This is a genomic window from uncultured Mailhella sp. (genome assembly GCF_944324615.1).
Taxonomy (GTDB): domain Bacteria; phylum Desulfobacterota; class Desulfovibrionia; order Desulfovibrionales; family Desulfovibrionaceae; genus Mailhella.
Map to the genome: position 1 here is coordinate 1 of NZ_CALUWY010000007.1, position 15,835 is coordinate 15,835.

Annotated in this window: 12 protein-coding genes; 9 read left to right on the top strand and 3 right to left on the bottom strand. The window is 62.6% G+C overall.

The features are described 5' to 3' along the window. Both Q0K07_RS03010 and groES read right to left on the bottom strand, forming a co-directional pair. Window positions 1-380, bottom strand: a 380-nt coding sequence (locus Q0K07_RS03010; protein ID WP_294556218.1) for a TCP-1/cpn60 chaperonin family protein, incomplete at its 3' end; no start/stop codon positions are given. Between the two features lie 39 nt (window positions 381-419). Beyond that, window positions 420-701, bottom strand: a complete 282-nt coding sequence (gene groES, locus Q0K07_RS03015; protein WP_294556221.1) for a co-chaperone GroES — start codon at window positions 699-701, stop codon at window positions 420-422. A 680-nt stretch (window positions 702-1,381) separates the two neighbouring features. Here groES and Q0K07_RS03020 point away from each other — a divergent pair. The 9 genes from Q0K07_RS03020 to Q0K07_RS03060 all read left to right on the top strand — a co-directional run bounded on the left by Q0K07_RS03020 (window position 1,382) and on the right by Q0K07_RS03060 (window position 15,315). Continuing rightward, window positions 1,382-2,236 carry a carboxymuconolactone decarboxylase family protein gene (locus tag Q0K07_RS03020; protein ID WP_294556224.1) on the top strand — a complete coding sequence of 285 codons (855 nt, stop codon included), beginning with the start codon at window positions 1,382-1,384 and terminating at the stop codon, window positions 2,234-2,236. A gap of 174 nt (window positions 2,237-2,410) precedes the next feature. Beyond that, window positions 2,411-2,863 (top strand): CBS domain-containing protein, encoded by a 453-nt coding sequence (locus tag Q0K07_RS03025; RefSeq protein ID WP_294556227.1) that lies wholly within the window; start codon window positions 2,411-2,413, stop codon window positions 2,861-2,863. Further along, the gene (locus tag Q0K07_RS03030; protein ID WP_294556230.1) at window positions 2,860-3,654 is read left to right on the top strand and encodes a hypothetical protein; all 795 of its coding nucleotides are present in this window, start codon (window positions 2,860-2,862) and stop codon (window positions 3,652-3,654) included. Before Q0K07_RS03025 ends, Q0K07_RS03030 begins: the two co-directional genes overlap by 4 nt. Further along, window positions 3,648-4,427, top strand: coding sequence for a M48 family metallopeptidase (locus Q0K07_RS03035; RefSeq protein WP_294556233.1), 780 nt, complete (start codon window positions 3,648-3,650; stop codon window positions 4,425-4,427). Before Q0K07_RS03030 ends, Q0K07_RS03035 begins: the two co-directional genes overlap by 7 nt. Window positions 4,428-4,612: 185 nt before the next feature. Then, window positions 4,613-6,265 (top strand): phosphoglucomutase (alpha-D-glucose-1,6-bisphosphate-dependent), encoded by a 1,653-nt coding sequence (gene pgm / locus Q0K07_RS03040; protein WP_294556235.1) that lies wholly within the window; start codon window positions 4,613-4,615, stop codon window positions 6,263-6,265. Window positions 6,266-7,075: 810 nt separating this feature from the next. Further along, window positions 7,076-7,564, top strand: coding sequence for a hypothetical protein (locus Q0K07_RS03045; protein WP_294556237.1), 489 nt, complete (start codon window positions 7,076-7,078; stop codon window positions 7,562-7,564). A 21-nt stretch (window positions 7,565-7,585) separates the two neighbouring features. Then, a complete protein-coding gene (locus Q0K07_RS03050; RefSeq protein WP_294556240.1) occupies window positions 7,586-9,271 on the top strand; it encodes a carbon starvation protein A in 1,686 nt (561 codons plus the stop codon). Between the two features lie 177 nt (window positions 9,272-9,448). Continuing rightward, window positions 9,449-11,938: an ATP-dependent helicase HrpB gene (gene hrpB, locus Q0K07_RS03055; protein WP_294556242.1), complete on the top strand. Its 2,490-nt coding sequence runs from the start codon at window positions 9,449-9,451 to the stop codon at window positions 11,936-11,938. A gap of 2 nt (window positions 11,939-11,940) precedes the next feature. Then, window positions 11,941-15,315, top strand: a complete 3,375-nt coding sequence (locus tag Q0K07_RS03060; protein WP_294556245.1) for a DUF3553 domain-containing protein — start codon at window positions 11,941-11,943, stop codon at window positions 15,313-15,315. Here Q0K07_RS03060 and Q0K07_RS03065 read toward each other — a convergent pair. Further along, window positions 15,299-15,685 carry a DUF2493 domain-containing protein gene (locus Q0K07_RS03065; RefSeq protein WP_294556248.1) on the bottom strand — a complete coding sequence of 129 codons (387 nt, stop codon included), beginning with the start codon at window positions 15,683-15,685 and terminating at the stop codon, window positions 15,299-15,301. The two genes, Q0K07_RS03060 and Q0K07_RS03065, sit on opposite strands and share 17 nt — an antisense overlap. Window positions 15,686-15,835: the final 150 nt, after the last annotated feature.

Genomic DNA, 15,835 nt, shown 5'->3' on the forward strand with positions numbered 1-15,835 from the left:
ATGGCGGCCACGGCCTTGTCGATGCCGCGCTTGATGGGCATGGGGTTGCGGCCGGCGGCCACGAGCTTCACGCCTTCGCGGTAAATGGCCTGAGCGAGCACGGTGGCGGTGGTGGTACCGTCGCCGGCGGCGTCGTTGGTCTTGGAGGCCACTTCACGCACGAGCTGGGCGCCCATGTTCTCGAACTTGTCTTCCAGTTCGATTTCCTTGGCAACGGTCACGCCGTCCTTGGTGATGACGGGGGCGCCGTAGGCCTTTTCAATGAGCACGTTGCGGCCCTTGGGGCCGAGGGTGACCTTCACGGCATTGGCAAGCTTGTCCACGCCAAGGGCCAGACGTTCGCGGGCCTTGGCGTCGAAAAGAATCTCTTTAGCAGACATGATATGTTCTCCTGAGAAAAATAGAGGAAATGGTTCGGATTAGTCGAGGATGGCGAGGATATCTTCTTCGCGCATGATGATGTGATCGGCGCCGTTCACCTTGATTTCGGTGCCGGCATACTTGGCAAAGAGCACCACATCGCCGGGCTTCACTTCCATGGCAACGCGTTCACCCTTCTCATTGAGCTTGCCGGGGCCGCAGGCCACGATTTCACCCTTGGAGGGCTTTTCCTTGGCGGCATCGGGAATGAAAAGACCGCCGGCGGTCTTCTCTTCAGATTCAAGGCGTTTCACGAGCACACGGTCATTCAGGGGTTTCATTACCCATATCCTCCCAAAAAATTTTGTTATGATAAATTTCTCCAGCACTGTTCCGGAAGAACCGGAAGGCTGTGCGAAAAAGCGGCGCTGGAAAAACACCGGAGCATGTCTGCATCACGGTGACGAACCATAAATAAGCCCGCTAATGAAGTAGAAAAGGGGCAAAAAGACATTTTTTTGTGTTTTATTCTGAAAAAAAAATAAATCGTCATTAATTTCCATAGATTGCAAAAACAAAAGAAATGCTTTTTTTTTCGTTTACGTCCCCCTTTTTCCCTCTCCGCGCCCCTTTTTCCGGCTCCCTTTTCTTAAAAGAAGAGCTTTCCTCCCTTCCCGGCGGAAGGATGTTTTCCCGGCCGGAAGAAGAAAAAAACAGGCTGAAACATCCGCCTTCCTCCGCATGCTGCCCGTGCCTATAAAAAAGAAACGTTCTCCTCCCGTCTCTGCTTCCGCCCGGTGCCATGTCCCTTTTTAAGGATGGAAAGGTTCCGGCCCCGGCACGGAATGACGGATTCCGCACCTCACGGCAGATTCAGGCAAGAATCAGAGCGGAACGTGTCTACCTTCCCGGGCATGGCCGCCCTATGCTGCCTTTAAAGACCGGCGCTTCTTCCCCGCAAGAGGCAGAACGCGCCCGATGCAGAAAAAAAGCGCCACGGCGGCGCACACAAGGAGACCGCATGAAAAGAACCTCCCTCTTCCGCTCATCCTTCCTTCTTGCGCTCATGCTCGCGCTGACCTCAGCCCTGCCCGCACAGACCCTGGCGCAGGAACAAAAACATGGAGCAGACATGATGAATCAGGCATCCTCACAGCACAGCCCTGCGGCGGATCTTTCCGCCCTGGAACAGACCGATCCCGATCTTGCCGCCATGCGCGCACGTCTTACCGGCGAAGAAGCCTTTGCCGGGAGCACGCTGGATGCAGAAAAGCGTCACCTCATCACGCTGGCCGTGTCCGCCGCCATTCAGAACACGGATGAAATAGAGAGCCTCACCGAAAACGCGCTTCTTGCGGGCGCAAGCGCCGTGGCAATCAAGGAAACCCTGTATCAGTGCGCGCCCTATATAGGATTTCCCAGAACGGAAGCCGCCCTGCGCTTGGTCAACGCCGTCTTCCTCTCCCGGGGCATTGCCCTGCCCGTGGAAAGCCAGGCCACGGTGACGGACGAAAACCGCTTTGAAAAAGGGCTTGCGGTGCAGAAGTCCATTTTCGGCAACGCCATCGACCAGATGCACGCCGCCACGCCGGAAGGCCAGAAGCGCATCATGGTGGAACACCTTTCCGCCTTCTGCTTCGGCGACATCTACACACGCAGAGGCCTTGACCTGAAGACGCGGGAACTTGTGACCTTCTCCATCATCAGCGCCCTGGGCGGCTGCGAGTCGCAGGTGAAAAGCCACGTTCAGGGCAATGCCAACGTGGGCAACAGCAAGCAGGAAATGGTGGATGCGCTCACGCTCATTCTTCCCCTCATCGGTTTCCCGCGCACGCTGAACGCCCTTGGCTGCGTCAATGTGGTTCTGCCGGAATAACGATCATACGCCGCCCCGTTCTGCGGGGCGGCTCCTGTATCAGGAGAGCCCGGGGGCCTTTTTCTACAGTATCGTGAAGAAAAGCCCCCGGCTCTTGACAGCTCCGGCGCTTCCTCTTTTAATGGATGCGGGGTCGTTTCAGACCATTATGAACCTTCCACGCTGGAGGAAACCATGAAGACTGCCGCCGATATCATGACCACCAATCCCGTTACCGTCACGCGCGAAACCACGCTGCGCGACGCGGCAAGGCTGCTGCTTGACGGGCATTTCAACGGCCTGCCCGTTGTGGAAGAAGGCCGCCTCATCGGCATGCTCACGCAGTCCGACCTGATTTCCCTGGATAAAAAGCTGGAAACTCCGGGCTACTTCCTTCTCCTCGGCGGGGCCATTCCCATGCAGATGCCGGGCAAATTCTCCCGCGAACTGCGCCGCATGGCCGCAAGCACCGTGGGCGAGATCATGAGTTCCGAACCGCACGCCATCACTCCCGACACGCCGGTGGAGGAGATTGCAACGCTCATGGTGGAACAGCGCTACTACACCCTGCCCGTGCAGGAAAACGGGCGCATCGTGGGTGTCGTGGGCATGGAGGACCTGCTCAGGAGGCTTGCCGCTGAAGAATGATCCTCCTTCCGCGCTTCTTCTCCCTTTTCGCCCTCACTCTGGCAGCCATCCCCGTTGTGGGATGGCTTATTCTCGTCTGCGCCGACTTTCTCTCCCTTGCCGACTGCCTCGCCCCGCAACCGGGCTGGCAGCTCTTCGCCCTCATCCTTTCCCTTTCTCTGGTACTGCCCCCCGCCCTGCACGCCTGGCCCGACCGCTCGCGCCCCATGGCGGAGCTTGCGCGGGAAACGGGCAGGGCCGTTCTCTTCGCCTTTTCCCTTTTTGCGCTGTTCTTTCTTGCCGCGGCGCGTCCCATCTTTCAGTGGCTGGACATTCCGGCCGTACTCCTGCCTCTGGCGGCCGCCAACCTCACCCCGTTCTTTTCCTGCCCCCTGCTCTATATTTCCTATAAGATGGGCGCGCTGCTTCTGCCCCGGCCGGAGCCGGAAGCTCCGCGCCCTTCCGCCATGCGGGTATTCAGCGCCCTTTCTCTGCTGCTGGTTCTTGTGCTCATTCTGCACCCCTTCCTCACGCCCGGGGGAAGCGGAGCCCCCCTCGTGCATGCCGGCAGGCTGGACATGCTCGGAGCGGCGTGGCGTTACCTTGCGCTCAGGCATGTTCTGGCCATCTGCGGCAATGCGGGCTTCGTGCCCGCCTGGGGCGGGTGCTGCCTCATCTCCCTGCTGGACATGATACGCGCCCTTCCCGGCGCGGGAGCGGTGGAACTTGCCGTCATGGCCTCTCTTTTCGCCCTCATGCTGGCAAGCACCGCCTGTCTGCTTCTGCCCTCCTGCCGCAGGTGGCTATGCTGAACCGTCAGCGCCGCTCCCGGAAGACCAGTTCCCGGCAGATACGGGAGGAAAAAGAACTTGTTCTGCCCGGCACCGACCTCACCTTCCTTTTCCAGCGCGACGGCTGCCGCACCCTGCGCATGGCGATAAGGCCCGACGGTTCGGTGAGGGTGAAGGCTCCCGCCCGCCTTGCCATGGAACAGGTCTTTTCCTTCATGCACGCACGCCTTGACTGGATACGCGCCAAACAGGACTTTTTCGCCGCCCATCGCGGTGCTCCCGCCGACATCCGTGAAGGCGGAAGCATTCTTTATCTGGGAAGGCCGTTCACCATCCGCCTCGCCCCTTCGGACGGACGTTCCCGCCCCCGGCTGAAGGGTTCGGCGCTGGAACTGCCCCTTCCCCGCCGCCAGGAGGGCGCCGACGCCGCCGTGAAACGCGCCTTCGCCCGCTGGAGACTTGAGACGGCAAAGCTGGTGCTCGGCCGCCGCCTCTCCCGCCTGGAACGGCATGCCCGCGCCGTGTTCGGCGACCGCGCCGCCCCCTTCTCCCTTGCCGTGCGCTCCCTGAAACGCCGCTGGGGGAGCTGCTCCGCCCGGGGGGACATCATGCTTGCCGCACAGCTCATCGCCCTGCCCCTGCCCCTCATCGACTATGTGCTCTTTCATGAGCTGTGCCACCTGCGGTACATGAATCACAGCCCCGCCTTCCATGCCCTGCTGCACCGTCTTATGCCCGACGCGAAAACGCGCGAGGCACGCATCCATGTATGGGCGCTGGAGCACCCCCGCTGAGGCCATCCTTCCCGGCAGAAGCTTCTCCCGCCCTCTGCCGCAATGCTCCTCTGCGCCGCGTGCGCGGAAGAAATGTGGAAAAGCCCCCCGCAAAGGGTCGCCCGCCATCTTAACAAGCCCCGCATTTTGGCGTAACCTGCAAGACAACGCATTCTGTCACCTCATGCCTTTTCTGGAGACTTGCCATGGCTCTTGACCCTCAGGCGGGCAAACTGCCGCGCCCCGATCAGCTTACCGACATTCCCGTTCTCATTTCCTCCTACTACACCTGCGAGCCTTCCCCTGATGTGGCGGAACAGGCCGTGAGCTTCGGCACGTCCGGCCATCGCGGCTCTTCCCTGCGCACCAGCTTCAATGAGGCCCACATTCTTGCCGTGACCCAGGCCGTGTGCGACGTGCGCAAGGCCGAGGGCATCACCGGCCCCCTCTTCCTCGGCAAGGACCCCCATGCGCTTTCCGAACCCGCATGGCGCACCGCGCTGGAAGTGCTCGCCGCCAACGGCGTGGTGACCATGGTGCAGACCGGCCACGGCTATACGCCCACGCCCGCCATTTCCCACGCCATCCTCAGCTGGAACCGTCAGTCCACGGCCACGGCGGACGGCATCGTCATCACGCCTTCCCACAACCCCCCGCAGGACGGCGGCTTCAAGTACAATCCTCCCCACGGCGGCCCGGCGGATACCGGCCTCACCGCCCGTATTCAGGACCGCGCCAATCAGCTTCTGGAAGACGGCAACAAGGGCGTGAAGCGCATCAGCCTGTACAAGGCCCTGCGTTCCGGGCTGGTGCAGGATCATGACTATGTCGCCGCCTATGTGGACGACCTCTGCAACGTCATTGATTTTGCGGCCATCGCCAAGGCGGGCCTCAAGCTCGGCGTGAACCCCCTGGGCGGCGCAAGCCTGGCCTACTGGGCTCCCATTGCGGAAAAGTACGGGCTGAGCATTGAAAACACCAACAACCAGTACGATCCCACCTTCCGCTTCATGCCCCTCGACCACGACGGCAAGATCCGCATGGACTGCTCCTCCCCCTATGCCATGGCCGAGCTTCTGAAGCTGAAGGACCGCTTCGACATCGCCTTTGCCTGCGACCCCGATTCCGACCGTCACGGCATCGTCACGCCCGAAGGCCTCATGAACCCCAACCACTACCTCTCCGTGGTGGTGGACTTCCTCATCCGCGACAGCAAGGACGGCTTCCGCAAGGCCTGGCGTCAGGATGCGGCCATCGGCAAAACCGTGGTCACGAGCTCCATGCTCAACCGCGTGGCCGAATCCCACGGCCGCAACGTCATGGAAGTGCCGGTGGGCTTCAAGTGGTTCGTGCCCGGCCTGCACTCCGGCACCTGCTGCCTGGGCTGCGAGGAAAGCGCGGGCGCTTCCTTCCTGCGGGCCGACCGCCTGCCCTGGAGCACCGACAAGGACGGGCTCATTCTCTGCCTGCTGGCCGCCGAAATCACGGCCAAGACCGGCAGGAATCCCTCCGTGCTCTACCATGAACTGGAAGAAAAGTTCGGCGCTCCGGTGTATCGCCGCATCGACTCTCCCATGACCCCGGAAATGAAGGCCGCCTTCAAGACCATCTCCCCGGACGATGTGAGCATGAAGGAACTGGCCGGTTCCCCGGTCAAGGCCGTGCTCACCAAGGCCCCCGGCAACAATGCGCCCTTCGGCGGCCTGAAGGTCGTCACCGACGACGGCTGGTTCGCGGTCCGTCCTTCCGGCACGGAACCCATCTACAAGCTCTATATGGAAGACTTCAAGGGTGAGGAACACTTCCAGAAGATGCAGGAAGAGGCGCAGGCCTTCCTCGCCGGCCTTGCCAAGGCCTAAATCCGCATAACCCGTTCCATGAAAGCGCGGCTCCGGCCGCGCTTTTTTTTTATGCCGCAGGCCTGGCGGCGTCCCGGCGCTTTTCCGGGGCGGAAGTCCCCTGCTGCGAAGCTCCCGCCTTCCCTTATGCCGCAAAAGGTGACCGTACGCCTCATGCGCCGCCCTCTTTTCCGGAAAGACGCGGTGCAGGCCGCCTGTTCTCCGGCCCTGCGCCGCATATATCTCCGGCCGGGCTCCTGCGGTGCAGCCCGCCGCCATGCGAACATGTTCCCTGTTTCACATGTACAGCAGCATTTCCCTGTTGCTCCGCATATTGCCCTCTACGGGCAGAGCGACGTTTTTCCCCGGACGCATATTCATGAAAAACGCCGTGCAGCATCATGCAGCATTCCCGTGAAAAAAGAAAAAACAGCTCTGTTTCCCCCTGCCGGGAGGGTACTTTCTTCTGTATCTTCCAGAAAGAAAGACGCCTCGCACATGGCGTGCGTCAGGAAGTCTTCCTCCCCCGGAAACCGCCCTGCACGACTTGTTCCGTCAGGCCGTATCAGAAGAAATTCCGAAATATTTCCGGGCCTGTATTTCCCATGATCACGGATTCTAATTTCTTTTTTCACAATATAATTTTTTCTTGTGCACCAACTTTGCCCCGTGATAGCGTAAACAGGCCGCGCCACCCCTGCAGAGGTGACCGGCAGACGCCGCCGGAGCAGATCGGGGAATCCTTGCCCCGCAAAGCCGCGCGGCACCCTGAACCCGCCGCTTCAGGAAAACGTTACAGGAGGTACGGGAATGCCCGTCAGCAGATCAGTCATGCTTGCCAAACTCAACGACGCCTACACCGTCTATTTCGACAAGAGGCCCGTTGAGGAGGGGGCGCCCCTGCTTGCCGCCTGCTACGCCTTCCACTCCAGCGACGAGTGCTTCGTGCTCTCGCGGAAAATCCGGCTCTGGCGCGCGGAAACCCATGAATTCGTGTATGTGTTCTCGGTTCCTGAACTGAGTGCGGACGTATATGACACCTGCCGGGGGAAGGCTCTTGAGCTTGGCATGGGTCATGTCCACCCTCACATCGAACACCGGTCGTCCTTCATCACCGCGCTCTTCGTCTGCGACAGCATGACGGAGGAGGCGGCAAGAGCCGTGCGGAGGTCGCGGCATCACAAGGACTTTCTGCTGTCTCTCCACGGCTGGATGGATTTTCGCGCCGCCGCCGTGGATCTCGCCACGGGGGCCGTCGCGGTCAACGGGGCGGGCAGGGATCTGGAAAAATTCATACGCGGAAATCTGGAAAAGTGCTAACTCAATTGAGGAGGAATTAAATTGAGTTCCGTTGTCATTCTTCTCATCGGCTTCGCCTGCCTGTTCGCGGGTTACGTCTTCTACGGCGCGTGGCTCTCGAAGCAGTGGGGCGTGGATGAAACAAGACCCACGCCCGCGCACACCATGCAGGACGGCGTGGACTACGTTCCCGCCAAGACTCCCGTGCTCTTCGGCCATCACTTTTCTTCCATCGCCGGCGCCGGCCCCATCAACGGCCCCATTCAGGCGGCCTTCTTCGGCTGGCTTCCCTGCTTCCTGTGGATCATCATAGGCGGTATCTTCTTCGGCGCCGTGCATGACTACGGCGCGCTCTTCGCCTCCCTGCGCCACAAGGGCGAATCCATCGGCGAAGTCATTTCCCAGAACATCGGCGTGCGCGCCAAGCGCCTGTTCATCGTGTTCGCCTACCTCGCGCTGCTGCTCGTCATTGCGGCCTTTGCCTCCATCGTGGCGGGCACCTTCAACGGCTTCGCTCCCGACGGCTCCCTCATTGAAGCCAACGGCTCCACCGCCACCATTTCCATGCTGTTCATCCTCATGGCCGTGGTGTTCGGCTTCTGCGTGTACCGCAAGAACCTGCCCCTTTCCGTGTGCACCGTGGTGGGCATCATCGTGCTCGTGATCTGCATCGTCATCGGCCTCAAGTGCCCCATCTACCTTTCCGGCACCACCTGGATGTACATCATCGGCATCTACATTTTCGTGGCTTCCGTCACCCCGGTGTGGATTCTGCTCCAGCCCCGCGACTATCTGAGCTCCTTCCTGCTCTATGCCATGATCATCGCGGCCGTGGTGGGCGTGTTCGCCGCCAACCCCACGCTGTCCCTGCCCGCCTTCGTGGGCTTTGAAGTGAACGGCCAGTACCTCTTCCCCGTACTTTTCGTCACCATCGCCTGCGGCGCCATCTCCGGCTTCCACTCCCTCATCTCCTCGGGTACGACCTCCAAGCAGCTCAACAGCGAAAAGAACGCCCGGATCATCGGTTACGGCGCCATGCTCGTGGAATGCGCCCTGGCCATCATTTCCCTCATCACCATCGGCTACATCTATTCTCAGGCCGGCGCCGACGCCTTCAAGATGCCCCCCACCGCCGTCTTCGCGCGCGGCATCTCTGAAATGCTCGCCGTGGTAGGCTTCGACAGCCCCGAAGCGCAGAAGACCGCCTACGGTCTGCTCATCCTCTCCGTGTCCGCCTTCTGCCTCACCTCCCTCGACACCGCCACCCGTCTCGCCCGCTACATGCTCTCCGAATTCTGGCTGAACCCCGGCGAAACGCCCGAAAACGTCACCGACTTCCGCAGAGTGCTGTGCAACAAGTACTTTGCCACCGGCTTCACCGTCATCGTGGGCATCGCCTTCGGTATGGGCGGCTGGTCCAAGGTGTGGCCTCTGTTCGGCGCCTCCAACCAGCTCCTCGCCGGTCTGGCCCTGCTGGCCGTGGCCGCCTGGCTCAAGAATGCGGCGCGCAATCACAAGATGTTCATCTTCCCCATGGTGTTCATGATTCTTGTGACCCTCACCTCCCTTGCCCTTACCTTCAAGGACAAGGTCATCGCCATTTCCGCCGGTCAGGGCGACCTCTTCGCCGCCTACCTGCAGGCCGGCCTTGCCGCCATTCTGTTCATCCTCGCCGTCTTCCTCGTGCGTGAAGCCCTCCCCGTGCTCACCAAGAAGCGTGAAGCCTGATCGGCCTGAGCATACCGTTCGATAAAAGGCGCGGCCCCACGGCCGCGCCTTTTCTTTTTCCCCGCTTCCCGCTACATTCTCCCCCGTCGTCCACGATATCATACACGCTCCTTCGGAGCAGGCGCGCTCTTCGTTCTCTCAGCGCGCATTCCGCCGCAACGGCGCAGGAACACATTCATGAACATGCCCGTCGAATCCGCCCTTCCCGGCCTGCTGGAGGCACTGAACACCCACGGCCGCGCCCTGCTCACCGCCCCACCCGGCTCCGGCAAGACCACGCGCGTGCCGCTCTTTCTCATGGAGCATATGGAAGGCACCATTCTCATGCTGGAACCCCGCCGTATTGCGGCCCGCGCCTCGGCCAGGTACATGGCCGCCCTGCTGGGAGAAGAGGCAGGCGGACGCATAGGCTACCGCGTCCGCCTGGAAAGCCGCGTCGGGCGTTCCACAAGGGTGGAGGTCATCACCGAAGGCATCCTGACCCGCCGCCTCACCGCCGACCCGGAGCTTTCCGGCGTATCCTGTGTGATTTTCGATGAATTCCACGAGCGTTCCCTTCAGGCCGACACGGGCCTTGCCCTCTGCCTGGAGGCGCAGGGGGCCCTGCGGCGGGATCTGAAGATTTTGGTCATGTCCGCCACTCTGGACGGCGGCGAACTTTCCGAAAAGCTTGCTCCCTGCCCCGTGGGTCAGGCCCAAGGCAGGCTCTGGCCCGTGGATGTGCGCTATCTGCCCTGCCCCGCTTCCCCGGGGCCGGCCGGTTCCTTCTCCGGCCGTGAAGCGCTGCTTGCCCATACCGCCCATGCGGTGCGCAGGGCCCTTGCGGAAGAACAGGGTTCGGTGCTCGTCTTTCTGCCCGGGCAGGGGGAAATCCGCCGCGTGGCGGACATGCTGACGCTTCTTCCCCCGGATGTGTCGCTGCACCCTCTGTACGGCGACCTTTCCGCCGCCGAACAGGACAGAGCCATTGCTCCCGCCGCCCCGGGCACGCGCAAAGTGGTGCTCGCCACCTCCATTGCGGAAACGAGTCTGACCATCGAGGGCGTGCGCGTGGTGGTGGACTCGGGCCTTGCCCGCACGGCGCGCTTTTCCCCCGCCACGGGCATGAGCGCCCTTGTGACGAGCCGCGTCACGCAGGATGCCGCCGATCAGCGCGCGGGCCGCGCAGGCCGTGTGGAACCGGGCGTATGCCTGCGGCTCTGGCATGAGGGAGAAGCGCTTCTGCCCGGGCGTCGCCCGGAAATTCTGGATGCCGATCTTGCGCCCTTTCTGCTCGACCTTCTGGCCTGGGGCGCCCTGCCGAAAGAAATTCCCCTTCTCACCCAGCCTTCCGATGCCTCGGTGGCTCAGGCGCTCCATACGCTGGATATTCTGGGGGCTCTGGAACAGCACGAAGGCAGACCGCGCCTTTCCCCGCACGGCAAAGAGCTTGTGCGCCTGCCGCTGCACCCCCGTCTTGCCCACATGGCGCTTCTTGCAGGCGAACACCTGCCCCTTGCCGCGGCCCTTGCCGCCCTTGTGGAGGAGCGCTCCTCCGGCACCGGCTGCGACATACGCCCCCGCCTTGCGGAACTTCGGAAAAACGGCCGTCTGCGCAGGGCCGCCGGACAGATTTTTTCTCTGGCCGGAGGAAAAGGAACGCTTTCTCCCGACGATGTCATCGCCGATGAGGATCATGCCGGCGCCATGCTTTCCCTGGCCTGGCCCGAGCGCATGGCCATGCGCCGCGAACGCGGCATGTTCCGCCTTGCCTCCGGGCGCGGAGCGGAGCTTTCTGCGGAAGACGCCCTGGCCGACGCCCCCTTTCTTGCCGTAGCCTCCATGGACGGCGGAGCTCAGGGCACGGGGCGCATCTATCTGGCCGCACCTCTGGAACGCCGCGAGATGGAAACCCTGCATGGGCATCTTCTGAAGGAAGAGGACACCGTTTTCTGGGATGAAAAAACGGAATCGGTGCTTGCCGCACGGCGCACCCTGCTGGGAAGTCTTGTTCTGAAGGAATCCCCCCTGCGGGGAAAGGACTTTCCGGCGGACAAGGTGCTCTTTTACGTGGAAAACGCCGTTCTCAGTCTCGGCATCGGCTGTCTGCCGTGGACGGAGGAGCTCCGCCAGTGGCAGGCAAGGGTGCAGCTTCTGCACCGCATGGAAGGCGACGAATGGCCCGACGTGAGCGATGCGGGCCTGATGGACGACATGAAAAGGCACCCCGGAGAATCCTGGCTCAGCCCGTGGCTTGCGGGGGTGACAAGACGCGCCCAGTTTGCCTCCGTTCCTCTGGACAGGGCCCTGCACGCCCTTCTTCCCCATGCGCTTTCAAGGCGGCTGGAAAGCGAAGCGCCCGCGTCTGTGGAAGTGCCTTCCGGTTCGCTCATCCGCATTGATTACCTGCCCGAGGCCGGACCCGTGCTGGCCGTGAAGCTTCAGGAAATGTTCGGCCTGAAGGAGACTCCCGCCGTATGCCGGGGCAGGTGCCCCCTCACCGTGCATCTGCTCTCCCCTGCGGGCCGTCCCCTTCAGGTCACGCGCGACCTCGCCGGTTTCTGGACCGGCGCCTATGCCTCCGTGCGCGCCGAAATGCGGGGCCGCTACCCGAAGCATCCCTGGCCGGAAGATCCTCTCTCCGCCCTGCCCACCCGGAAAACCAAGAAAGCGCTGGAGAGGGGGTAAGCATGGAATTTCATGAAGGCGACCACGTCATCAACCCTTCCATGCCCCAGTGGGGCACGGGAGAGGTGCTGAATGTAAGCGAAGGCAGAGTGCTGGTGCGTTTTCCCCATCACGGGGTACGCAAGGTGGCAGCCTCCTTTCTGGCCATGGCCGATACGGGCGAATGCCCGGAACCCTCCCTCCGGCAGAAGGCAGCCCGGCAGAGCGCACCTTCTCAGCGCACGCCTTCCCGGAGTGCGCCTTCCCGGAAGGAACCTGCCCCCTCTTCCGCGCCGAAAAAAAACGGTCCCGTGCGGGGGGACGATCTTGTCTCCCGCGCCCTTGCCATGATGCAGGACAAAGGCGACGTCGACGAGACCCTCGAACGTGCGGAACGCGCCGCCGACCTTGCCGCCGACGCCCGGGAAAAGGCCCGGCAGGATGAGCTGCGCCGCAGAAACGCGGCCATACTCCGCTTCTGGCGCGACGTGGAGGCCTTCATCATCCCGGAGGTGCCGCGCTCCTTCCGGCCGCCCGTCACCCCGGCCCGCCGCTGGGAAACCGTATCGGCCTCTCTGCCCGCCTGGAGCGCCTCCGGCGAAGCGGAAAAACAGACGACCCTTGCCCCTGCGCCTTTCTCCGGTGCGGAAAGCGGGGAACTGCCCTGGTTCCGTCCCCTGCCCGGCGGCTTCTACGCCGCATGGCACATCGTGTACCTCGGCGTACTGCCGCGGCGGCGCATTCTTGACCTTATTCTGGAAAAAACGGGCTGCCGCCCGGAAACGCCCGAAGAACCGGGCACCGGTGAAGGCTGTCTGGCCGCCGTGGTGCTGGACGGCACGGGCATGCCCATACCGGAAAGCTATGTGCCCGCCTCCTTCGTGCCCGCACTTGCCCGCTGCATCGAGGGCAAAAGCCTCGATCAGCTTCCTCAGGACATGCTGAACATGCAGTCCGCCTTCGACAGGCGCAGCGGCTCACAGGAGGAACCCTTCCGCGGCCCCCGCATCCATGAGGAAATACAGCGCCTTTTCGCCATGATGAACGTGGAGGGAGAAGACGAGTGCATCGTGGTGCGTTCCGTATATTTCCGGCCCGATCCCAGGGGCAGACGCATGGACGACGTGCAGAACGACCTGCTCAACTCCTTTTACCTTGCCGACCTCGACCATCTGCTCAGTCTTTCCCGCCACGGCTTCAGCGGCGTTTTCGCCAGATATCTGGAAGGCGCGGAAGAGAGACCCCGCTGCGACGTGCTCTCCGGAGGAGAGGAAGGGGCTGCGGCAAGGGAAAAAGCCCTTTCCCTCGACCGCCTGCCTGCGGGACGCTGGCCCTTTCCTCCGTCGCAGCATCTTCTGCCCGCACAGCTTGCGGCGCTCACGGAAATTCTGCACGGACAGCTCACGGCGGTGAACGGCCCTCCCGGCACGGGCAAGACGCGCCTTCTCTGCGAAGTCGCGGCGGAACTTGTCACCCTGCGCGCAGAGCGCCTCGCCGCGCTGAATCAGCCCTTCGAGGCCTTTGCCTCCTCGGGAGAGATCTGCCCGCCCAGGGCCTCCATCATGCGCGGCACCTGCATGGTGGTGGCAGGCTGCAACAATGCCGCCGTGGAGAACGTCACGCGCTTTCTTCCTTCGGAACAGGCCCTTTCCCGGCAGGATTTTCCCGAGGCGGACTACTTTTCCGGCGTGGCGGAGGCCGTGAACGCAGCCTTCACCCCGGCCGATGAGGAAAGAGAGCCCTGCGCCGCATGGGGGCTTGTCGCCGCCGTGCTCGGCTCGGCCTGGAACTGTGAACAGTTCGCCCGCGCGCTGGTGTGGGGCTTCCGTGATGCGGAAAAAAACATCGCGCTGCCCGGCATGAAGGAGATTCTGGAACCATACCGCAGCTATGAAGGCAAGCAGAAGGCCCGGGAAGCCTGGCAGAGGGCAAAGAAGGACTTTCTCGCCACCCGTGCGGAGCTGGAACGGAAGAAGCGCCACCTGCAGGCGCTTACGCAGAAGGACCCGGCGCAGCAGAGGCCGGAAGGCGAGGCGCTGCTCGGCCGCTTCATGGCGCTCATGGAGGAAAGCCGCGCCCTGCGTTCCTCCTCGCGCGAAGAGGACTGCGCGGCAAAAGAACTTGCCCAGCGCCTCGAAGCTCTGGAAGAACTCGCCCGGAAGGCGCAGGAGGAAATGACCAGAGGCCTGCACGATACGGAAACGCCGCGTTTTCCCTGCCGGGAATTCTGGCGTGATCCCAAATGGCAGCTCAAGAGCGTATGGAACGACGACACGCTGGAAAGACTGCGTTCCCGTCTCTTTCTTCAGGCGCTCCGTCTGCATGAATGGACGATCAAATCCTGCGCCAGAGAAAACCTTGCCAACATCAACGCCGTTGCCCGCTACCTGCGCGGCGCTCCCGTGGAGGCCGGAACGGCAAAGGAACTCTGGAACTGCCTTTTCTTCATCGTGCCCGTGGTTTCCTCCACCCTGGCTTCCTTCAGCCGCCTCTTTGCCGGCATGGGGCAGGCCTCGCTGGACTGGGTGCTTCTGGATGAAGCCGGACAGGCCACGCCGCAAAGCGCCGCCGGTGCGCTGTGGCGGGCGGAAAAGGCCGCCGTCATCGGCGATCCTCAGCAGATAGAACCCGTGGTACCGCAACCTGCCGGGCTTCTGGCCACGCTCCGCGCACGGCAGGAACAGGGCGGCCTGCACCTTGAAACATGGTCGCCGGAAAGCCGTTCCGCCCAGACGCTGGCCGACAGGGCCTCCCTCATGGGTACATGGATGGACAATGCCGGCCGCAGACTGTGGACGGGGTACCCGCTGCGTGCGCATCACCGCTGTGCCGAACCCATGTTCAGCGTTGCCAACCGCATCGCCTACGACGGGCAGATGGTGCAGGCGCAGCGCTCCTTTCCCGCCCTTGACTGCACCCTCGGCGCAAGCTGCTGGTTCCATGTGGCGGGGGGAATGTCGGACATGCAGCTTGTGCAGGAAGAACTCGCCTGCCTGCGGAAACTGCTGCTTGAACTTCAAAGGCACTGGCCCGTGGTCGAAGGAAAAAACGGCCCGCGGGAAGCCGCGGTCTTCGTCATCTCGCCCTTCCGCACGGTGGCGAGGCACGCCCGCCTTCTCATACGGAGCATGGGCTTTGCCGACGAAAAGGTGCGCTGCGGCACCATTCACACCTTTCAGGGAAAGGAAGCCGACATCGTCTTTCTCGTGCTCGGTTCCGCGCCGGGACAGGCGGGCTGGGGCAGCAGACAGTGGGCCTCGCGCACACCCAACATTCTGAACGTGGCCCTTACCCGGGCGCGCTCTCTTCTCTATGTGGTGGGCAACAGGCAGGACTGGCAGAGACACCCCTTCTTCGAGATCCTTGCAGAGGAACTCCCGGTCAGAGAAGGGGCATGACGCCGCCTTGAGCCACCCCTTTTCCGCAGAAGAACACCTCCACGCGCAAGCCCGCGTTGCGGGCCTTGGCTATGGTGTCCTGCGTGCCCCGGGACGTACCGTCCCAGAAGGCGGCAAGGGCATCCGCCCGCGCCACGATTTCCGTGTTGCGTATGGGACCGGCCTTTCTGCCGTAGCGCTTCCAGTCGGCGGGAACAACGATGAGGGGCACACCATGGCTTGCGGCAAAACGGGCCGCGAGGCTGTCCGCCCCGCGTGCGCCGCCGGAAATGACGGCCTCCAGCTCCTCCACGCGAAAAACGCGGAGCAGGCAGTGCTCCAGCCATGCATAGTCCTGAAAAGAACGCGAACCGACCACGGCCAGCTTCATAGGTTCCACCTTGATGCAACGAACGTGAACACGAAAAGAGAAGGCGCGCTCCGCTCTTCCCGGGAAGAAGCCCGGAATCCCGGCCCTTCCGGGAGCAGAAACGCCTTATTACCATACGCAAAGGGTTCTGTTGCGGCAAGCGCTTGATTT